This is a genomic window from Amycolatopsis sp. lyj-108 (assembly GCF_046549005.1).
In the GTDB taxonomy this organism is placed as follows: Bacteria; Actinomycetota; Actinomycetes; order Mycobacteriales; family Pseudonocardiaceae; genus Amycolatopsis.
Genome location: NZ_JAJPWQ010000019.1, coordinates 41441 through 61836, shown reverse-complemented (window position 1 = coordinate 61836; position 20396 = coordinate 41441). Strand labels below are relative to the sequence as shown.

At 68.4% G+C, this 20396-nt stretch carries 19 protein-coding genes; 8 read left to right on the top strand and 11 right to left on the bottom strand.

Annotation, left to right across the window (positions count from 1 at the left end; all coding sequences use genetic code 11):
- Positions 1-68 precede the first annotated feature (68 nt).
- Positions 69-974 (top strand): metal ABC transporter permease, encoded by a 906-nt coding sequence (locus ACLJO0_RS42860; protein ID WP_125786134.1) that lies wholly within the window; start codon positions 69-71, stop codon positions 972-974.
- Here the strand turns inward: ACLJO0_RS42860 and ACLJO0_RS42855 are convergent.
- The 4 genes from ACLJO0_RS42855 to ACLJO0_RS42840 all read right to left on the bottom strand — a co-directional run bounded on the left by ACLJO0_RS42855 (position 940) and on the right by ACLJO0_RS42840 (position 6114).
- Positions 940-2253, bottom strand: coding sequence for an alginate O-acetyltransferase AlgX-related protein (locus ACLJO0_RS42855; protein WP_410585626.1), 1314 nt, complete (start codon positions 2251-2253; stop codon positions 940-942). The genes ACLJO0_RS42860 and ACLJO0_RS42855 overlap by 35 nt on opposite strands.
- Positions 2254-2335: 82 nt before the next feature.
- The gene (locus ACLJO0_RS42850) at positions 2336-3559 is read right to left on the bottom strand and encodes a DUF445 domain-containing protein (RefSeq protein WP_410585625.1); all 1224 of its coding nucleotides are present in this window, start codon (positions 3557-3559) and stop codon (positions 2336-2338) included.
- Positions 3560-3609: 50 nt separating this feature from the next.
- Positions 3610-4836, bottom strand: a complete 1227-nt coding sequence (locus tag ACLJO0_RS42845; RefSeq protein ID WP_125786131.1) for a DUF445 domain-containing protein — start codon at positions 4834-4836, stop codon at positions 3610-3612.
- A 48-nt stretch (positions 4837-4884) separates the two neighbouring features.
- Positions 4885-6114 carry a DUF445 family protein gene (locus tag ACLJO0_RS42840; RefSeq protein WP_410585624.1) on the bottom strand — a complete coding sequence of 410 codons (1230 nt, stop codon included), beginning with the start codon at positions 6112-6114 and terminating at the stop codon, positions 4885-4887.
- A gap of 123 nt (positions 6115-6237) precedes the next feature.
- On the opposite strand from ACLJO0_RS42840, the gene ACLJO0_RS42835 reads away from it, so the two are divergent.
- Positions 6238-7224: a hypothetical protein gene (locus tag ACLJO0_RS42835; protein WP_410585623.1), complete on the top strand. Its 987-nt coding sequence runs from the start codon at positions 6238-6240 to the stop codon at positions 7222-7224.
- A 4-nt stretch (positions 7225-7228) separates the two neighbouring features.
- Here the strand turns inward: ACLJO0_RS42835 and ACLJO0_RS42830 are convergent, their stop codons facing one another.
- From ACLJO0_RS42830 to ACLJO0_RS42815, 4 genes are all read right to left on the bottom strand, one after another.
- Positions 7229-8668 carry an FGGY-family carbohydrate kinase gene (locus tag ACLJO0_RS42830; protein ID WP_410585622.1) on the bottom strand — a complete coding sequence of 480 codons (1440 nt, stop codon included), beginning with the start codon at positions 8666-8668 and terminating at the stop codon, positions 7229-7231.
- The gene (locus ACLJO0_RS42825; RefSeq protein ID WP_396560045.1) at positions 8665-9999 is read right to left on the bottom strand and encodes an MFS transporter; all 1335 of its coding nucleotides are present in this window, start codon (positions 9997-9999) and stop codon (positions 8665-8667) included. Before ACLJO0_RS42825 ends, ACLJO0_RS42830 begins: the two co-directional genes overlap by 4 nt.
- A gap of 282 nt (positions 10000-10281) precedes the next feature.
- The gene (locus ACLJO0_RS42820; protein ID WP_410585621.1) at positions 10282-11076 is read right to left on the bottom strand and encodes a DeoR/GlpR family DNA-binding transcription regulator; all 795 of its coding nucleotides are present in this window, start codon (positions 11074-11076) and stop codon (positions 10282-10284) included.
- Entirely contained in the window at positions 11073-11699 is a 627-nt protein-coding gene (locus tag ACLJO0_RS42815; RefSeq protein ID WP_410585620.1) for a histidine phosphatase family protein, read from the bottom strand. The genes ACLJO0_RS42820 and ACLJO0_RS42815 overlap by 4 nt, the downstream gene beginning before the upstream one ends.
- Positions 11700-11776: 77 nt before the next feature.
- Here ACLJO0_RS42815 and ACLJO0_RS42810 point away from each other — a divergent pair, with 77 nt between their 5' ends.
- The 6 genes from ACLJO0_RS42810 to ACLJO0_RS42785 all read left to right on the top strand — a co-directional run bounded on the left by ACLJO0_RS42810 (position 11777) and on the right by ACLJO0_RS42785 (position 17812).
- Positions 11777-12463: an HAD family hydrolase gene (locus ACLJO0_RS42810; RefSeq protein WP_125791244.1), complete on the top strand. Its 687-nt coding sequence runs from the start codon at positions 11777-11779 to the stop codon at positions 12461-12463.
- Positions 12460-14145, top strand: a complete 1686-nt coding sequence (locus tag ACLJO0_RS42805; protein WP_410585619.1) for a dihydroxyacetone kinase family protein — start codon at positions 12460-12462, stop codon at positions 14143-14145. Before ACLJO0_RS42810 ends, ACLJO0_RS42805 begins: the two co-directional genes overlap by 4 nt.
- A complete protein-coding gene (locus ACLJO0_RS42800; protein WP_410585618.1) occupies positions 14146-14601 on the top strand; it encodes a ribose-5-phosphate isomerase in 456 nt (151 codons plus the stop codon).
- A 78-nt stretch (positions 14602-14679) separates the two neighbouring features.
- Positions 14680-15714, top strand: coding sequence for a 2-hydroxyacid dehydrogenase (locus ACLJO0_RS42795; RefSeq protein ID WP_410585639.1), 1035 nt, complete (start codon positions 14680-14682; stop codon positions 15712-15714).
- On the top strand, positions 15711-17159 hold the full coding sequence (locus ACLJO0_RS42790; protein WP_410585617.1) for an FGGY family carbohydrate kinase: 1449 nt from the start codon (positions 15711-15713) through the stop codon (positions 17157-17159). Before ACLJO0_RS42795 ends, ACLJO0_RS42790 begins: the two co-directional genes overlap by 4 nt.
- A 2-nt stretch (positions 17160-17161) precedes the next feature.
- Positions 17162-17812 carry a class II aldolase/adducin family protein gene (locus ACLJO0_RS42785; RefSeq protein ID WP_125786252.1) on the top strand — a complete coding sequence of 217 codons (651 nt, stop codon included), beginning with the start codon at positions 17162-17164 and terminating at the stop codon, positions 17810-17812.
- A gap of 44 nt (positions 17813-17856) precedes the next feature.
- Here the strand turns inward: ACLJO0_RS42785 and ACLJO0_RS42780 are convergent, their stop codons facing one another.
- The 3 genes from ACLJO0_RS42780 to ACLJO0_RS42770 form a co-directional block, all read right to left on the bottom strand.
- Positions 17857-18549, bottom strand: coding sequence for an HD family phosphohydrolase (locus tag ACLJO0_RS42780; RefSeq protein ID WP_125791248.1), 693 nt, complete (start codon positions 18547-18549; stop codon positions 17857-17859).
- 66 nt (positions 18550-18615) lie between these two features.
- Entirely contained in the window at positions 18616-19254 is a 639-nt protein-coding gene (locus ACLJO0_RS42775; protein ID WP_410585616.1) for a hypothetical protein, read from the bottom strand.
- A 40-nt stretch (positions 19255-19294) separates the two neighbouring features.
- The gene (locus ACLJO0_RS42770) at positions 19295-20341 is read right to left on the bottom strand and encodes a hypothetical protein (RefSeq protein ID WP_410585615.1); all 1047 of its coding nucleotides are present in this window, start codon (positions 20339-20341) and stop codon (positions 19295-19297) included.
- Between the last annotated feature and the right edge of the window lie 55 nt (positions 20342-20396).

The following is a 20396-nucleotide window of genomic DNA, read 5'->3' as shown; positions in this document are numbered from 1 at the left end:
ACTCGACGGACGGCGCGAACTCGCGCCCTGGCGACGCGATCCCGGTCGCGGGTTCTTGGATAAACACCGTGGACAAGATGTTCGACTTCGCGCTCACCGGTGAGCTGCTCGGCCTCGACTTCGTTCAGACGGCGTTGCTCGCGGCCGCCGTCCTCGGCCTGGTCGCGGGGGTGCTGGGCCCGCTGGTGGTCATGCGGCGGATGTCGTTCGCCGTGCACGGCACCGCCGAACTGGCCTTCACCGGCGCGGCGGGTGCTTTGCTGCTGGGGGTCGGCGTCGAACTCGGCGGCCTCGCGGGTGCGGTCATCGCCGCCCTGCTGATCGGGATCCTCGGCGGCCGCGAGTCCGAACGCGACTCCGTGATCGGCGTGATCCTCGCCTTCGGCCTCGGCATGGGCGTGCTGCTGCTGTCGTTCTACGAAGGCCGCAGCGCCAACAAGTTCGGCATCCTCGTCGGCCAGATCATCACGATCGACTCGACCAACCTGAACCTGCTCGTCGGCGCCTCGGTCGTCGTACTGGTGGTGCTCGCGGTGATCTACCGGCCGCTGCTGTTCGCCACGGTCGACCCGGCGGTCGCGACGGCGCGCGGCGTGCCGGTGCGGCTGCTGTCGCTGATCTTCGCGGTACTCGTCGGGATTTCGAGCGCGCTCGGCGTGCAGATCGTCGGCGCGCTGCTCGTGGTCTCGCTGATGGTGACCCCGGCCGCGGCGGCCGCGCGGGTCACGGCCAGCCCGTGGAAGGCCACAGTGCTGTCGATCGTCTTCGCGGAGATCGCGGCACTCGGCGGGATCATCCTGTCGCTCGCGCCCGGGAAGCCGGTGAGCGCGTTCGTCACGGCGATCTCGTTCGTGATCTACCTGGTCTGCCGCCTCATCGCGTGGCTGCGCGGCAGGAACTCGCGGATCCGCGTCGAGCCCGCCGATCCGGAACCGGCGCTCAGCGCACCGGGTGCTCGGCCAATGCCTTCTTGACCGCTTCGAGGAAAGCGGGGTCGATGAACGCGAGCTGGCCGCCGGCCACACTGCGCTCCACGGCCTCGATGACCACGACGTTCGCGTTCACGAAAGCGTCGACGGCCTCGGCCCGTGGCGTCTTCTGGGTGAAGTGCGCCAGCATCGTCAGGTTCGTGAACGCACCTGAGAGATACCGCGAAGACGCCTTCGTGAACGAGTCGCCGTAGATCAGGATCTTCTCGTCCACGGTCCCGATCAGCGGGCTCGCCGTGCGGTACACCGGCCGGTCGATGTCGCCGTTCGGCTCACCCGCGCGCTCGACGACGCCGTCCGGGCGGAGGCTGTACAGCGTGTTCGTCTTCGTGCCCTGCTTGCTGATCAGCGGCGGCAGATCGGCCACGGTGTCGTACTGGCCGACGGGAACGCTGACCCAGGTCTGCGTGACACCCGGTTTGATCGCGTTCGCGATGGCGCGCGTCATCACCAGCGCGCCCTCGTCGGCCCAGTGCGTGTCGTTCGACGGGTACACCGGCCGCTGCACCCGGCCCTCGGACGCGCGCAGCTCGGGCCGCAGGTCGATCGCGCGCGCGTCCTTGAGCATCCGGTGCCAGGTGGCCGCCTCGGCCGACCGCGAGCAGTCCTTGCCGGGATAGGTGTCGGGCAGGAACTGCGGGACCATCGTCGACTTGTCCGGCGCGACCACGAGCTCGAATCGCCGCCCCGACTGCTCGACCGCGCGCCGCAGCTCGTTGATCTTGGCGATCGTCTCGGTCAGCGGACGGGACGGATCGCATTTCGCGTCCGCGTCGTAGCCGTAGTACAGCCAGCCGTCGCGGCCCTGCACCACCCGGCGGTAGCCGGACGCGGCGTTCGGCGTCGGCCCCTGCGTGGGCGCGGTCTTGGACGGTGCCGGCGCCGGCGGCGCGGGGATCGGGCCCGCCTGCTGCTGAGGCGGCGGCTGGTCCAGCGGGGCGCCCTCGCCGAAGACACCGCGGCTGATCGCGTCGGCGGCGGCGATCGCGCCCGGCCGGAACGACAGCTGGTCGATGGCCCAGGTCGGCAGGTCGGTGAAGAACCCCCAGCCCTTGTCCAGGCCGGGGAAACTCGCGAGCTTGTGGTTCTCGATCTCGCCAGGCCGCACGCCGAACACCCACAGCAGCGCGGGGGTGGTGAAGAACAGGAGCGCGCTGATCAGCGCGGTCAGCTGCCTTCCACCGTGGCGGGGACGGTGCAACGCGTGCTCACGAGGAAGCCACGCCTCGTGGACGGCTGGCAGCTGCTGGGGTTCGGACGCCACCCCTCCACCGTAATCATCCCGTGTCTCCCGCACGTGAGAACCGCCCTCAAAGCGCGTTTAGCGGGCTGAACGCGATCCGGCGTCAGTGGAGCATCAGGAGGACCTGCAGCTCACCGACCAGGAAGCCGATGAGCCCGCCGACCGCGATGAGCTTCCACTCGTCCTGCCGGAACGCCGGCCTCAGCAGGCCCTCGAACTCCAGCGGCGTCAGCCCGAGCATCCGCCGCTCGACGATCTTCGCGACGTCCATCGCCTCGGTCAGGTAGCCCTCGGCGTGGCGGATCGTCGGCGGCAGGTGCTCCAGCGCCTTCCGCGCGGCCGCCTGTTTGATCTCGTTCAGCCGTTGCCCGCCGACGGCCATCGCGACCATCGGTTTCGCGACGCTCGCCTGCCGATCGACGGCCTGCGACACGAGCCGTTCGACCAGCGAGTACAGCCGGTCCGACCGCGGTCCGCGCAGGACGGCGTCGAGCAGGTTCGGCACGGTGAGGATCTCGTTCGCGATCATCTCGCCGTACTGATGCGCGACCTCGGCCCGCCGCCGCTGGAACTTGCCCTGCAGGACCACCCGGCCGACGCGCACCGGCTCACGCGGCACGAAGATCAGCTTGATCGCCAGCCAGTCGGTGAACAGCCCGATGCAGCCGCCGAAGACCGGCAGCACCCACGGCTCCTTCGTCAGCGCCCAGACGAACGCCTGCACGATGCCGAGCCCGAAGCCGAAGTAGATCCCCGTGCGCGCGATGAACGCCATCTCCGGCCGCGACGTCTCGCGGATCAGCCGGACGAGCAGCTTCTTGTCCCTGGTGAGCCGCTGCACGGTCATATGCTGGAAGTCGAGCACCTCGTCGAGGTTCGCGGTCATCTCTTCCATGAACTCGCGCACCAGCCGCGGCGTCGCCGACTGGACCTGCTTGATCAGCAGTTCCTGCGCCATCGTCGGCATGACCTCCCAGAGCCTGGGATGGTGCTTTTCGAGCACTTCGCGGGCGACCTCGTCCACGGCCCGCAGCAGCGGCTGCTCGATCTCGCGCGTGATGATCGCCGGGTCGATCCGGCGGAAGACCTCTTTGACGTCCAGCAGGTTCGACGTCAGCAACTCGGTCGCGACGGCCGCCATCCGCCCGCCGTGTTTGGGCACCACGCCCTGCCAGCCGAGGAACGGCTTGATCCCGACGAACTCCAGCGGTTTGAACATCATCTCGATGGCGACGCGTTTGGTGACGTAGCCGATCAGCGCGGCGACGAACGGGATCGCGGCGTACAGCCACCAATGGCGGGCGAGGTCGTCCAGGACGGCGTCCACAGGACCTCCTCGCTTCGCTCAGGGAAGGGGGAAACGGTAGCGGGTGGCCGTCAGTGGAGCAGCAGAAGCACCTGAAGTTCACCGACGAGTCCACCGATCACCGCGCCGACGGCGATCAGTTTCCACTCGTCCTGCCGGAACGCCGGGCGCAGCAACTGCTCGAATTCGAGCGGGTTCAGCCGCCGCATTCTGTCCACAATGGTGTTCCGGACGTCGAGCGCGTTGACCGCGTAGCTCTCGGCGTGCCGGATCGTCTCCGGGATCCGTGCCGCCGCCTTCGCCGCCGCCGTCTGCTTCATCTCCTGGAACCGCCTGCTCCCGACGGCCATCGCGACGAACGGCTTCACGACACTCGCCTGCGCGTCGATGGTCCGCTGCACCTCACGGGTGATCATCGTGAACAGCTTGTCCGACTTCGGCCCGCTCAACACGGCTTCGAGCAGGTTCGGGATGGTGATGATCTCGCGCGCGATCATGTCGCCGTAGTCGGCGGCGACCTGGTCCTTGCGTTTCTGGAACACGCCTTGCCAGGTGTAGAAGCCGAAGAACCGTTTCGGCTCGCGCGGCAGGAAGATCATCTTCAGGGCGATCCAGTCGGTGAACCAGCCGATGCCGATACCGAACAGCGGCAGCACGATCGGCGACTTCGTCAGCGCCCACACGAGCAGCTGCACACAGCCGAGGGAGAACCCGAACACGATCCCCGACCGGGCGATGAACCGCATCTCCGGCCGCGAGATGTCGCGGATCAGCCGGTTGAGCAAGGCCTTGTCGCGCACGAGGTTCGTCACGACCATGTGCTTGAGGTCGAGCACGTCCTCGATGTTCTCGGCGATCTCGCCCATGATCTTCGTGATCGCGCGCGGCGCCTCGGCCTGCACACGTTTGAGCAGCAGGTGCTGGGCGGTGTTCGGCAGCACTTCCCACAGTCTGGGCTGGTACTGCTCCATGACCTCGCGGGTGACGTCCTCGACGACGCGGAGCAGCGGCTGTTCGATCTCCTTCGCCACCTGGGCCGGGTCGAGCCTGGCGAAGATCTCCTTCGGATCGACGAGGTTGCTCGTCAGCATCTCGGTGGCGGTGGCCGCCATCCGCTCGGCGTTCGCCGGCAGCACTCCCTGCCAGCCGAGGAACGGCTTGATCCCGACGAACTCCACCGGTTTGAACATCATCTCGATGGCGACGCGTTTGGTGACGTAACCGATCAGCGCCGCGATGAACGGCATGGTGACGTACACCGGCCAGTGCTCGCCGAGGTCGGCGATGACGGCGTCCACTTGAAGCCCCTCCCGCGTCTCGCTTGAGGGGAACCTAGCCGCCTGTCCTCAGTGGAGGAGTAGCAGGACCTGAAGTTCACCCACGAGCCCGCCGATCACCGCGCCGACCGCGATGAGCTTCCATTCGTCCTGCTGGAAGGCGGGCCGGAGGATCCCTTCGAACTCGAGCGGGGTCAGCTGCTGCATCTTCGTGACGATGGTGTTGCGGACGTCGAGCGCGTCAGTGGCGTAGCTCTCCACGTGTTTCACCGTTTCGGGGAGATACGCGATCGCCTTCTCGGCCGCGGCCTTCTTCATCTCCTGGTACTGCACGCCGCCGACGGTCAGCGCCACCAACGGTTTCGCGATGCTCGCCTGCGCGTCGATGGTCCGCTGCACCTCGCGGGTGATCATCGCGAACAGCTTGTCCGACTTGGGCCCGGTGAGTACGGCCTCCATCACGTTCCGCACGGTGAGGACCTCGTCCGCGATCAGCGCGCCGTAGTCCTTGGCGACCGCCTGGCGGCGTTTCTGGAACATGCCCTGCCAGCTGAAGAACAGGAACCGGCGCGGCTCACGGGGGTAGAAGATCATCTTCAGGGCCAGCCAGTCCGTGACGAAGCCGGTGACGAAACCGAAGATCGGCATGATCAACGGCTGTTTCGTCAGCGCCCACGCGACGAACTGGATCAGGCCGATGGCGAAGCCGAACCAGATGCCGGACCGGGCGATGAAGCGGAGCTCCGGGGTCGCGACCTCCTTGATCAGGCGGCAGGTCAGCGATTTGTCGCGGACCATCGCGTTGATCAGCATCTCGTTGACGTCGAGGACCTCGTCGATGTTCGTCGACACCTCGCGCATCAGCCGCGCGACGACCTTCGGGGCCTGCGCCCGCACCTGATCGACCAGCATGCGCTGCGCCCGGGCCGGCAGCAGTTCCCACAGTCTGGGCTGGTACTGCTCCATCACTTCGCGGGTGACGTCCTCGACGGCCTTGAGGAGCGGCTCTTCCAGTTCCTTGACGACCTCGTCGGGATCGAGCCGGGAGAAGATCTCCTGCGGATCGACGAGGTTCTTGGTCAGCAGGTCGACGGCGGTGGTCGCCATCCGGCGCGAGTTGGCCGGGATGACCCCCTGCCAGCCGAGGAAGGGTTTGATCCCGACGAACTCCAGCGGCCGGAACATCATCTCGATGGCGACGCGTTTCGTGATGTAGCCGATGAGCGCGGCGATGAAGGGCATCGTGGCGTAGACGTGCCAGTGCTCACGGATGTCTTCGAGGATCGCCGAGATGTCCAACCGGGCCTCCCCTGCTTACGACCTGTCAACAATGCAGGATGCCATGTGATCGCCCCGTCGCACTCCGAGTGCAGCCGTTTGGCGGTACTGCCTGACGGGCCCCTGCTCATTAAGGTGGCCGCCATGGTCGCTCCTGAGAAGACGGCGCCTCAGGCGCCCTCAGCGAAATCGCCCCAATTCGCGGGCTCCGTGCGTGGCTACGACAAGCGACAGGTCGACGAGCGGCTCGCCGAACTGTCGACCGAACTCAAGCAGCTCTCGCGCAACCGCGACGAGGCCGTCGTGACCGCCGCCGAACTCACCAAGGCGCTCGGCCACGCCCAGAAGGAACTGGACGAGACCAAGGCCGCGCTCGTGCGGATGAGCGCGAGCCCGTCCGGCGCCGGCGCGATGGCCGAACGCGTCCGCATGATGATGCAGCTCGCCGAGGAGGAGATCGCCGACCTCAAGGCCGCCGCGGTGGCCGACGCCAAGTCGACACGGGCCGAAGCGGACAAGTACGCCCACGAGACGCAGCGCGCGAGCGACAAGGCGGCCAAGGACGCGCAGGCGGAACGCGAGAAGCTGCTCGCGGACGCCAAGGCCGAGATCGAGCGGCTGAACTCCGAGGCGGCGCAGAAGCGCAAGGAGCTGGACCTGGAGAGCGTCCGCACCCGCGCCGCGGCGGACAAGAAGGCCGAGGAGGCTTCGGCGGCTCGTCGCGCGGAGGCGGAGAAGGCGTCCGCGGACAAGATCGCGGAAGCCGACCGGGTGTCGGCGGAAAAGCGTGCCGAAGCCGAGCGGATCTCCGCCGAGAAGATCGCCAAGGCGGAGAAGTCTTCGGCGGAGGACATCGCCGCGAAGCAGGAGCAGGTCGCGGAGGCGCTCACCGACGCGAAGACCCAGCAGGCCGACGCTCAGCAGGCTCGGAAGCTCTCGCTGGAACTCCGGTCGAAGGTCGCCGAGCGGCTTTCCGCCACGGACATCGCCGTCCAGGAGGCCATCCGGCTGCTGTCTCCCGCCCCCGAGACCACTGCTGCGCCCGAGGCCGCGAAGCCGGAAGCCGTCAAACCCGCGGCGTCCACGCCGAAGCCGGCTCCCAACAAGACCAATGGACCACGTCCTTCCTGATCTCTCAACGCCGGACGACGGCGAACAGTTCGTCGTCGATCCAGCCCCTGGTGTGCAGTTCGGTGCAGAACCTCAGGTAGGACTCGGCGAGCGCGGCACTTTCGCGCTCGTCGGGTTCGACCAGTGTTCCCTTGCCGAGCCCTTCGGACGCCTCGGTGAGCCCGCCCGGCAGGATTCCCGCCGCGGCGAGCAGGGCGGCGCCGTAACCCGTTTCGGCCTGCGGTGACACCCGCAGGCCGAGCCCGGTGACGGTCGCCCTGATCCGCGTCCACAAAGGACTCTTGCTGCCGCCGCCCGCCGCCAGCAGCGGTTCGGAGATCGTGACGCCGAGACGGCGCAGATGGTCCAGCGCCAGCCGCTCGAGGAAGGCGACTCCCTCCAGCCTGGCCCGGTGCAGCTCCACCTCGCCGACCTCGCCGGTTACGAAACCCTCGGCGTCCGCGCTGGCGAACGGGAAGCGCTCGCCCTTGCGCCGCAACGGATACGCGACCACCTTCGCCGGGCCCGCCGCGGCCGCCGCCGCGTCGAGTCCGGGTAGGCGGCCCTGCCCGGCGACGGCCTCGCCACCGGTGTTCGACGCGCCGCCGGGCAGCCACCAGCCGTCCGGATGGCGGTGGCTGTACATCGCCCCCGTCGGATCCGGCACCAGGTCTTCGGTGACTCCCTTGAGCACGTACGTCGTGCCGAGGATCCCGACGAAACTCCCGGGCGTGACCGCCCCGGCCGCGAGCTGGCCAGCGCAGCCGTCCGTCATCCCGGCCACGACCGGGCAGCCTGCCGGGAGCCCGGCGACCGGACGGGCCACCTTGCCCAGCACGGTGGCCGGCGCGACCACCGAGGGGAGCAAGCTCTCCGGTACCCGCAAGGCATCGAAGACCTCGTCCGGCCACTCCAGGGCGAGCGGGTCGTAACCGCTCTTCAAGGCATGCGACCAGTCGCTCGCCACCGGCCCGCCGGTGAGTTCTTCGGCGATCAGGTCGGGCGTGTGCCGGATCCCGGCGACGCCGGGGACGTGCTCGGCCAGCCAGGCGATGCGGCCGAGCGCGGCCGTGGCGGACACGCCGAAGCCGAGCCGCCGCCAGCGATCCGCGCCGAGTTCGGTGGCCTCGTTGTTGAGCTCGGCACCGCGCCTGTCGTCGTACATCAGCGCGGGCGTGACCGGCTCGCCCGAGCCGTCGACCCCGACGATCGTCCCCGACGTCGCGGCGACGGCCACCGCGGCGACCTCGCCGCCCCTGCCCGGCAGCTCGCCGGTGACCTTCGCCAGCACCGTCTTCACCGCGGGCCACCAGGACCGGGCGTCCTGCTCGCTGCGCCCGCGACCGTCGCGGACGGGCGCGGGCAGCGGCGCGGAGGCCGAAGCGAGGACGGTGCCGCCGCGCACCGCGAGGGCACGGACCCCCGCGGTGGCGACGTCGATGCCGATCGTGACGGGTTGGTTCACGTGGTGACGACCTTCTCTCCGACTTCTTGCAGACTCTTGTCCTCTTCGATCGCCTTCGCCGTCTCCTCGGGCAATTTCAGGTAGCGCACCATGACCGCCGCGACCAGGTACAGCGCGGCGAAGACGATCACCACTCCGGCCGCGCCCAGCGGACCGAGGAACAAGCTGACGATCGCCGGCCCGACGAACGCCGCCGCGCCCGCGCCCAGGTTCAGCAGGGCCATCGCGCCGCCCTTGTTCTCCGGGGCGAGGGAGGGGAGCAGCGCCGAGATCGGCACGAACCCGGCGAGCGTGGCGCCGTACAGCGCGCCGACGAGCAACGCGAGCCAGTAGTACTCCGCACCCATGGCGACCGGGACGAAGTAGAGCAGCAGGATCGAGATCGCACAGCCGATCGCGCCGAACCAGAAGATCGTGGTGCGCCAGCCGATCCGGTCGCTCAGCACGCCGAAGATCAGGTTGAAGAAGATGTTCGTGCCGTAGATGACCGAGACCAGCAGCAGCCAGCGGCTCTCCCCGAACCCGATGCCCTCGATGAAGATCGTCGGGAAGAACACCAGCATCCCGAACTCGGGGGCGGTGTTGATGACCCGGACGAGCATTCCGACCCCGACGCGGGGCTTCTTCCAGGCGATCGACACGCTGGAAACCAGGCTCTGCACCGGTTTCACGTCCGGAGGCGCGAGCCGCGTGTACCCCGTCCGCTGCCGGACGCCGAAGATCGCCAGCAATCCACCGAGCGCGAGCAGCACCACCGACACCCAAAGCGTGCCGTACTGGCCGAGAACCGGGTTCGTGAAGCTCGCGACCAGCGCACCCAGCGTCGGCAACCCGCCGGTGAAGGCGAAGTAGAACCAGCCGACGGCCGCGCCGAGCCTGGCGACCGGCGCCACCGCGGTGATCCAGACCAGGAAACCGAACGCGAACATCGGATAGCCGAAACCGCGAAGGCCGTAGAACACCAGCATCAACGGGTAGTTCTCACCGGAGACCGCGACCGCGAGGAACAGCACGTCGAACACCAGCCAGATGGCCAGGCCGATCATCATCACGCGACGCGGACCCCACAGGTCCGACAGCGCGCCCGACAGCCACGACGCCAGCATCACGGCGACGCCGTACACCGTGATCACGTACGAGGCCTTGATCTCGGTGCCCGCGCCGTTGTCCGCCATGAACGGAGCGATGAAGCCCGATTCGACCCCGTCGCCGATCATGAACAGCAGCAGGCCGGCATAGCCGAGGAACAGCGGAGCCGGTAGGCCCCAGCGGTTCAGTACGCGGGCGAACCCGCTCCCGGATCGCGATAACGGCGATGTTACCTGGTTCATGCACGCCTCCATGACGTCGTGTTCAGCGTATCATGGATCGTGTTAACTTAACTTTCAAGATGTTACATCGGTGGATTTTCGTGTTAGCCTCGCGCGCCCGGGTGGGGTCGTGGGGTGCCTTGGAGCGGCCTGTTCCGGCGCTGACGATGGAGGAATCGGGACGTTGAGTGTCCCGATTCCTCCATCGTCACGGGTCCTCCTGGCTCATCGGACACCTCGGTACTCGCCACCGGTCCCGTGGCTCGTGAGCCTTCCGGTCGCGGCCCAGGCCCGACGAGCCCCTCAGAGCTCCGCGATGTCCACTTCCACCTGGCTCCGCATCTCCTCGGCCAGGTGCTCCTCCACCCCGTCGTCGACGATCAGCACGTCGAAGTCGCTCAACGGCGCCAGCCGGTGCAGCGCCGCGCGTTCGGTCTTGCTGTGGTCCATCAGCAGCACCTTCGTCCGCGCGCTGGCCAGCATGGCGCGCTTCAGCATCACGATCTCCGGCTCCTGGTGGAAGGTCATCCGTGTGTTCATCGCCGAGGTCGAGACGAAGGTCGCGTCGACGTTGATCCGCTCGATCGCCTCGAGGCTCTGCATGCCGAGGAACGAGTCGTGGGTCGCCGAGTAGTCGCCGCCGATGCAGATGAGCCGCAGGTCGGGCACGCCTTTGAGGAGTTCGATGGCGCCGAGGTAGTTCGTCGCGACGGTCAGCGGCGTGACGCGGTGCAGCATCTTCGCCAGCGCGAGCGCGCTCGTGGAGTCGTCGAGCAGGATCGACATCCCCGGTTCGACGCGGGCGAGCGCGTGCGCGGCGATCGCCAGCTTCTCCTCGGAGTGCACGTTCATCCGGTAGTCGGCGTTGCTTTCGAAGACGGTCGACGGCATGGCCGACACGCCTCCCCGGTATTTCCGCAGCAGGCCGCGCCGGACCAGTTCGTCGACGTCCCGGTGCACGGTCATGGTGCTGACGCCGGTCAGTTCCACCAGGTCGGCGATGGTGGCGGAGCCGGATTCGAAGACGTGTTCGGTGATCTGCCGCTGACGCGTGTTACGAGAGTGTGCGCTGGCACCGGCCGTCTTCTCATCGCTCATGGTGTCCAGTATCGCGTGCGCGCCGGCTGATTGAGACGCAGCAGGCCGGTGCGCGTGCCGTCGATCGCGATCTCGGTGATGGCCGCGTTGTCGAGTCGCGGGAACACCGTGCGGTAGGTCTCGAGCGGGATGCCGAGCAGTTCGCACAGTGTCAGTCTGATCAGCGTGTTGTGCGCGACGACCAGCACCGTCTCGCCCGGGACCTCGGCGGCGATGCCGCGCAGTGCCCTCGCCCCGCGGGCGGCCGCTTCCCCCGGCGGCTCCGAGCCGGGGAAGGCGCCGGTCACCGGATCGGCGAGAAACCGCGCGACCACATCGGGATCCGAGGCGGCGAGCTCGTCGCGGGTGCGTCCTTCCATCAGTCCGAAGTGGACTTCACGCAGTTCGTCGACCACGCGCAAGGGGAGGTCCAGCGCCTCGGCCGACGGCTCCGCCGTACGACGCGCCCGGCTCTGCGGCGAGCAGAACACCGCGGACGGTTCGACCGCCGCGGCGAACCCGGCGAGTTCGCCCGCTTGCCTGACTCCCTCCTCGGTCAGCGCGACGTCGCTGCTGCCCGCGTACCGGTTCTCGGCGTGCCATTCGGTCTGGCCGTGCCGTGCCAATAACAACCGTGCGACCACGGGATCCCTCCTCAGGGCTTGTCCAGATCACATCTTCGATGTTAACTTAACAGCATCGATGTGAAAGGAGATGCCGGATGGCACTCGCCGCGGTGGTGTTCGACCTGGACGGTGTCCTCGTCGACAGTGAACACCTTTGGGAGGAGAACTGGGTGGCGTACGCCGCCCGGCACCGGACCGAATGGACCGCTGAGGACACCGCGTCCGTGCAGGGGATGAGCGCGCCCGAATGGGCCGCGTACCTCGCGAAGCGGTCCGGCACGACGGAAAGCGCGGTCGAGGTCGAGCGTGCCGTGGTGGACGGCATGATCGCCGCGATCGAAGCGGGAGAGGCGCCCCTGCTTCCCGGAGCGGGCGAGATGGTCCGTGAGGTGAGCGCGAAGGTGCCGGTCGCGCTGGCGTCGTCGGCCGCCCGCCGGGTGATCGACGCGGTACTCGACAAGCACGGTCTCACCGGCGAGTTCGCCGCGACCGTCTCCAGCGCCGAGGTCGCCAGGGGCAAGCCGAGTCCCGATGTCTATCTCGAAGCCGCGGCCAGGCTCGGCCGGTCCGGCGAGGAATGCCTTGGCGTCGAAGATTCCAGCAACGGTATCCGTGCCGCCGCCGCGGCCGGGCTCACCGTGATCGCGCTGCCGAACCCGGTGTACCCGCCGAAGCCGGACGCGCTCGAGCTGGCCGCCGAGGTGGCGGAGAACAACGACGACGTACGCCGCAAGCTGCTCGCGTACCTGTCCGGTGAACTCGCGGAAGCGAGCGGGCGATGACGGTCCTGGGTGCCGCGGAGACGTTCAAACGCGATTGGCTCGACGGGTTCGTCACCGCCTACGGGCGTTCGGTGCGCAAGGTCCCCGGCGCCTATGGCGTGCTGCGCCGGGAGGAATCCGAACCCAAGGTGGCGGTGGTGATCGGCGGCGGCTGCGGGCATTATCCCGCGTTCGCCGGGCTGGTCGGTCCCGGTCTCGCCGACGGTGCCGTGGTGGGCGACGTGTTCACCAGCCCGAGTGCCGAGCAGGTCTATCGCACGGCGAGGGCCGCGGAGAGCGGTGCCGGCGTCCTCTTCGGCTACGGCAATTACCAAGGCGACGTGCTGCACTTCGGGCTCGCCGCGCGCAGGCTGGCGGCCGAGGGCGTCGAGAGCCGCACGATCCTGGTCACCGACGACATCGCCAGCGGTCCCGCGGACGCGCCGGAACGGCGTCGCGGCGTGGCGGGCGACTTCCTGGTCTTCAAGATCGCCGGTGCCGCCGCCGAACGCGGTGACGACCTCGCCGCCGTGCACGCGGTGGCGGAGAAGGCGAACGCCGGCACCCGGACGTTCGGGGTGGCGTTCGGCGGGTGCACCCTGCCCGGCGCCTCCGCCCCGCTGTTCACCGTCGGCGAGAGCGAGATGGAGCTGGGGCTCGGCATCCACGGCGAGCCCGGCGTACGCACGGTCGGCAGGCTGAGCGCACGGGAACTGGCCGACGAACTGGTCGACGGTCTCCTCCCGGAACTGCCGGAGGGCGACGGTCGTGTGGTCGTCCTGCTGAACGGGCTGGGCCGCACCAAATACGAGGAGATGTTCGCGACCTACACCCGGGTCCACGAACGGCTCGCCGCGGCGGGGCTCAGCCCGCTGCACACCGAGGTCGGCGAGTTCGTCACGTCACTCGACATGGCGGGTGTCTCGCTGTCGATCCTGGTGCTCGACGACGAACTCGCCGAGCTCTACGCCGCCCCCTGCGACACCCCGGGTTACCGGAGCACCGGTGCCGCGCTGGCACAGGTTCCACTGGAGTCCACAGTGGACTCGCTGCTGGCGGAGACCGAACCGGGCGAGGGCATCGTGGACCGCGCGTTGACGGCGGCCCTCCAGGACATCGAGGCCAACGAAGCCGAACTCGGCAGGCTGGACGCGGTCGCGGCGGACGGCGACCATGGGCTGGGCATGACCAGAGGTATGCGGGCCGCGGTGGCCGCCGCGCGGCGCGACGGAGACTCGCCATCCACCGCCCTCCTGGCCGCCGGCACGGCGTTCGCGGACGCGGCGGGTGGTGCTTCCGGGGCGTTGTACGGGGTCCTTCTGGCCGAGACCGGCGCGGGTTTGCAAGGCCGGTCCGGAGATGAGGTCACCTCGGCGGTCCTCGCGGACGCCGTGGACGGAGCCGTGGCGGCCTTCGTCGAGCTGGGCAAGGCCGAGCCCGGTGAAAAGACCATGCTCGACGCCATCGAGCCGTTCCGGCTGGCGTTGCGCGAACAGGCCGAGACCGGCGCGGACGTGCCGCAGGCCTGGCAGAAGGCGGCCCAGGTCGCGGTGAGCGCGGCCGAGGCCACGGCGGACCTGCTGCCCGCCAAGGGACGGGCGGCGCGGTTGGCGCAGCGGAGCAAAGGGCACCCCGATCCCGGGGCCACCTCGTTCGCGCTGCTCGTCACCGCGGTCGGCCAGGCGCTGGGAAAGGAAGACTGAATGCGGATCGTGGTGGCGGCGGACAACGCCGGGGTGGCGCTCAAGGATCAGCTGCGTGACCTGCTCCTCGCCGACGCGAGGGTGGACGAGGTCACCGACCTCGGCGTGGCCGACGGATCGGACGACAAGGCATACCCGTTGCTCGGCCTCGCGGCGGCGGAGACGATCGCACGAGGCGAGGCGGATCGCGGCGTACTGGTCTGCGGGACCGGGATCGGCATGGCCATCTCGGCGAACAAGGTCCCGGGTGTCCGGGCCACGGTCGCGCACGACTCGTACTCCGCCGAGCGTTCGGTCAAGTCGAACGACTGCCAGGTGATCACCTTCGGCGCGCGGGCGATCGGCCCGGAGCTGGCGAAGAAGATCGTCGCCGAATGGGTCGGCTACCGCTTCGACCCGGCCTCGGCCAGCGCGAGCAAGGTCGCGCACATCACCGAATACGAGAAAGCCCACTGAACCGGCGTCGTTGCGTTCGCGGATTCACCGACAGACACTGAGAAGCGCCCGATGCGGGCACGGAGAGAGGACGCAGAGTTGCGGATACTCGCTGCGGGAGACCATTTCGTCGGCACCGGCCTGCTGGCCGAGGCCGTCCGTGCCGAGATCGGCGACGGGCACGAGTTCTCGGAACTGACCCTGCCGTGGCCGGTGGAGCCGTTCGGCCCGGTCGCGAACGTGCACGAGGCCAGCGGCACCGAGGAGCAGGTGATCGAGGCCTTGGCGGGAGCCGAGGTCGCGGTGACCCAGATGGCGCCGTTCACCAAGCAGGTGTTCGCCGCCGCGCCCGGCCTCAAGCTCGTGTCGGTGTGCCGAGGAGGCCCGGTCAACGTGGACCTCGCCGCGGCCACCGAGGCGGGTGTCGCGGTGACGTACGCGCCCGGCCGCAACGCCGGTGCCGCCGCCGAATTCGCGGTGGGGATGATCCTGGCCGCGATGCGCCGGATCTCGACGTCCTCGGCCGAATTGCTGGGCGGCACCTGGCGTGGCGACTACTACGCCTACGACCAGACCGGTCTCGAACTCGACGGGACCACCGTCGGCCTGGTCGGCTACGGCGCGATCGGCGGGCGGGTGGCCAAGGTCCTCGTCGCGTTCGGGGCGAAGGTGCTGGTGGCGGATCCGTTCGCCGACCCCGCCAAGATCAGCGCCGACGGCGCGGAGCCCGTCGAACTGGACGATCTGCTGCGCCGCAGTTTCGTGGTGAGCCTGCACGCCCGGCTCACCGAGGAGACCCGGCATCTGATCGACGCCGCCAAACTCGCCCTGCTGCCGGAAGGCGCCGTACTGGTCAACACCGCGCGCGGTGGCCTCCTGGACTACTCCCCGCTGCCGGAAGCCCTGCGCTCGGGACGGCTCGGCGCGCTCGCGCTGGACGTGTACGACGTCGAGCCGCCGCCCGCGGACTGGGCACTGCGGGACGCGCCGAACGTCATCGCGACCCCGCATCTCGCCGGAGCCAGCAGGCAGACGGCGGAGCGGGCGGCGAACATCGTCGCCGCCGAAGTCGGCCGGTACGCGCGCGGGGAGACGCTCGCGAATCTGGCGAACCCCGAGGTCCTGCGGCCATGATCATCGGCGTCGACATCGGCACGTCACTGACGAAGGCGGTCGTCTTCGACAAGGCCGGGATGTCCGTGGCGAGCGCCTGCACCACCTCCGAGGTGCACCACTTGCCGGGCGGGCTGGTCGAACAAGACCTCGACCAGGTGCTCGGCACCGTGGCGACGGTGGTGCGCGAGGTCGCCGCCGGGCTCGACGGCCCGGTCACCGCACTCGCCCTCACCGGTCAGGGCGACGGGTTGTGGCTGCGCGACGAATCCGGCGAGGCCGTGCGACCGGCGATCTCGTGGCTCGACGGACGGGCGAACTCGCTGCTCGCCAAATGGCAGGCCGACGGAGTGACCAGGGAAGTGTTCCGCCGTACCGCGTCGGGAATGTTCCCCGGCTGCGCCGCGGCGATCATGTCCTTTTTGGACACTCATGAACCGGAGTCGCTGGACAGGGCGGCGGTGGCGGGTTACTGCGTCGACGCGGTGCTCCAGCGGCTGACCGGCGAGATCACCGTCGACGCGTCCGATGCTTCGCTGCCTTTCCTGAATCCGGCCACCCGGCAGTACGACGAAGACGCCATCGCGGCCGTCGGGCTCTCTCACCGACGAAGCCTGTTCGTGGAGCCGGCGGCGCCGAAGACCGTGTTCCGCTTGGACGAGCGCGGGGCCGGGCTGCTCGGTCTTCCCGTCGGGCTGCCGGTCACCGCGGGGCCGTTCGACCTGCCCGCGAGCGCCATCGGCGCCGGAGTGCGACGTGCGGGCGACGGCATCCTCACCGCCGGCACCACACTCGCCTGCCAGGTCCTGACGGATTCGGCGGAGTTCGATCCGGAGGGCGAGCCCGCGGGCATGTTCCTCTGCACGCCGGAGGAAGGCGAGTTCCTGCGGGCGATGCCGGCGATGGTCGGCACCGCGGGAATCGACTGGGTGTGCCGCCTGTTCGGAATCGCGGTGGAGGAGATCGGCTCGTTGCTCGACTCGAGCAGGCCCGGCGCGGGCGGCGTTCGTGCGCTGCCGTTCCTCTCCGCGTCCGGTGAGCGGGCGCCGTTCGTCGACGCTTCGGCCAGGGCGCAGTTCTCCGGACTGAGCCTGGAGAGCGAGCGCGGCGACATCGTCCGGGCGCTGTGCGAGTCGATCGCTTACGCGGCAAGACATTGCTTCGAGGCGGCCGGACTGACCGGCACGTTGTACGCCTGCGGCGGCGGGGTCCGCTCGCTCGAGTGGACACGGGTTTTCGCCGACGTTCTCGGACGGCCCATCGTGATCCCCGGCGATCCCGGGGTCGGCGCTCGCGGCGCGGTGATCGTCGCCGCGGACGCCCTCGGCGAACCGGTCGACAGGGAGCTCTGGGCGGAGAGCGCACGCGTCGTCGAGGTCCGCCCCGAGAACGTAGGGTTCTACGAGCAGGGCTACGCCGACTACCAGGCCTCACTGGCCGCGGCCCGCGGACTTTGGAGGTTGTGACGGTGATCCTGGCCGAAGAACGCGCGGCGGTCTGCGAATTCGCCCGCCGGATGACCACCGACGGACTCGTGGTCGGCACCTCCGGGAACGTCTCCGCGAGGCAGGGCGAGCTGATCGCGGTGACCCCGACGGGCGTCGACTACGCCGGGCTGCGGCCGGAAGACGTGCCTGTGGTCGGCCTGGACGGTGAGGTCGTCGACGGCTCGCTCAAACCGACCAGCGAACTCCCGATGCACCTCACCGTGTACCGGCAGGCGACGGATCCGGACGGCAAACCGGTGTCGGCCGTGGTGCACACGCATTCCGTGCACGCCACGGCCGTTTCCACCCTCGTCACCGAGGTGCCGCCGATCCACTACATGCTCGCCGCGATCGGCCCGACGGCCCGCGTCGCGCCCTACGCGACGTACGGCACCGAGGAGCTCGCCAAGGCCATGCTGGAGGCCCTGGACGGCCGCCGAGGCTGTCTGCTGGCGAACCATGGCACCACCACCTACGGCGACAGCCTCGGCTCCGCGTACAGCCGGGCGCAGCAGCTCGAGTGGGTCTGCCAGGTCTGGCTGACTGCACGGTCGGCGGGAACGCCGAATCTCCTCCCGCCCGCCGAGATCGAGCACGTCGTGGAGAAACTCCGCGGTTACGGCCAGCGCTGACGGCGGATAGCGAACCAAACGGCAAGCAGCAGGCCCACATGAGCCTAGGAAGCGGCGGGCTCGGCTTCGAAATCCGTGGCATCGACGGCGTGCACCGCGTCGAGAAGCTCGACGACCGTCGGATCGTCGACGGCTTCCTTGATGCACTGCCACAACTGGAGATTCGCCAACGCCCATCGGGAGTAGTTCTCCGCGGCCTTGGGGTTGTAGAAGTAGTAGCCGCTGTCGTGGACGTCGCGTTGTTCGCCGACGATCTTGTGCGCCAGCTCGCGGAGGCTCAACCCGTTCTCCCGCAGATAGCGGTGGGCGAGGACGACAGGCGTCACCGGCAGCGCCTTGAACAGCGTATCGGCGTCGCTCAACGCCTGGGCCTCGAGCGAGATGTGCCGTCCTCTGGTCGCCATCTCGGCTTCGTCGACGATCTCGTCGACCCAACGGGCCATGCTCTCCTCGACACCGCATTCCCGCAGGATGTCCATCCGGAGGTCTCGTCCGGCGGCCGCGGGGGAGTTGCGGAGCACGATGTAGTTCACATCGTGCACCAGCGCCGCCACTTCGACGACGGTGCGGTCCGCCCCGTTGTGGTCGGCGAACCCCGCGGCCTTGGCTCGGACGAAACTCACGTGATGCCAGCCGTGGAACTGCAGTTTGTCGGCATAACGCCAGCACAGTCGCCGGACGCGATGCTCGACGGCGTCGATGGTCTGGGAAGGAATCGTGCTCTTTCGCGCGCGCATACACCTCTCCGATCCCGTTTACAGACGGGTGGAGTAAGCGTATGCGCCTTCGACGGCGGTGTGTAGTTAGATGCGGTCGGCGAGGTCCCCCAATCGGACCTCAACCGGAACGTGACGATGCCCTGTTCCGGTCTTCGGGTCATAGGAAAGACTGAACTCGCTTACCGGGCGTGATTTCACGAGAAACGTCATAGTCCCTTCGGTGGCCTCGGGAATCCGATGGAACTCGTCCGCGTACATGACGCCTACCGACCCCGTCTGACACAGCGTGCTACGTCGTAACCGAACCGATGTGATCAATCCGGAAACCTGGTCGCGCAGGGTCGAATACCGCTCGTGGACGTAGTTGCCACGGAGGAGCGTGGTGCAGAAGTGGTATCTGTGGTTGTGCACGGAATCGGCGTATCCCTCACGCCAGTCCTCCGGCGCCTTGTACTCGTGCAGCCAGACCGAAAAAGGGTCGGCCGGGCAATCGAGCAGGCACCAGGCGAAATGGGTGGTGGTCTCCCGCGACCGCGCGAGGATCGCGCTCGCCTCGTCCGGACTCAGCGAATCCAAGTGCCGCCGGAGATCGTCGCGCAGCTCTGGTCTCGATGTCCAGCCGCGGAAGATCTCGTCGACGACCTGCCAGTGCTGCGCCAGCGGCAGATCCGTGGTTCGGAGCAGCGCGGAGAGCTGGGTGAGGGGGGACAAGCGAGTGAGCAACTTCAGCTCCTCAAATCTAGTGCTCTGCGACGCCGAGCGGTCAGGGGTTCAACTCGGCGAGTGTGGTGAACTCCTTCCGGAAGGCGTGGAATTTTCCTTCCAGTTCGAGGAAGTTCTCTTCGGACAGGGGAGAGCCGGTGATCTTTTCGTACAGCGCGAGGAAATCCGCCCTCGTCGTCGTGGTGGAGATGCGGAAGTGCCGACCGGACCGGGATTGGGACACACGCAGGAATTCGGAGCGTTCCTTGTTGTACAGAAAGGAACCCTCGCTGAACCGCAGTGTCCGCGGATAAAGCGTGGTCGCGCCGCGGATGTCGCTGTACAAGGTCACCCAAACGCTCTCGTCGAAGACTTCGAGCCGGTCCAGCGGCGGGTCGGCGACGACGGTGATGTCCACCAGTGAGCATCGGCTACGGGCCAGGAACAGCCCGACCAGGCCGATGCTGATCTCGTCGTCGAGCCGCGTTTGGATCGTCTCGTAGTCCATGCCCGCTTCTTCGCTGCGCAGGAGATAGCGCGCCCTGCCGCTGATCGCCCCCTCGTCACGCGGGTCGGCGATGACCACGCGCAGCTCCCTTTCGGTTCGGGACAACAGCAATCGGGCCGCGGCGTGCCTGCCGGAGAAGCCGCGGAAGAAGTAGTGCCTGGTCACGTCGAGGTCTTCGGTCATGATCCGGTTGAACAACGGATCCGGATCGGTGGTCGCCTCGAAGACGTGGGTGGGGAAGAATTCCTTGTTGAGCGAACGGTATTCGGCGCTGAGCGCTTCCAGCGCGCGGCGGCTCTCCTCGATCACCGGGGTCACCATCGCGCGCTGTGACGCGGTGGCGGTGATCAAGGTCTGGCCGAAGCCGACCACCGCGGAGATCAGGGTGCCGGTGCCCAGTGAAGTGAGCAGCGTTTTACCGGCGCCGGGATCCATCATGCTGGAGATCCACAGGCTGAGGCCCGCGATGACGACCAGTACGGTGAGCAGCAGACTTGTCCTGGTCCAGAAGATCTCTTGCAACGTGGTACGGCGGAGCCGATCGGCTTCCGCGGGCACGGGGGTCACCTCCTTGATCAGCACTCGAACGGACGAACGCATTGCGTATCTGTTCGAGTGCGGGGAGTTACTCTACGCGCCTCGTGACAATGTCGAA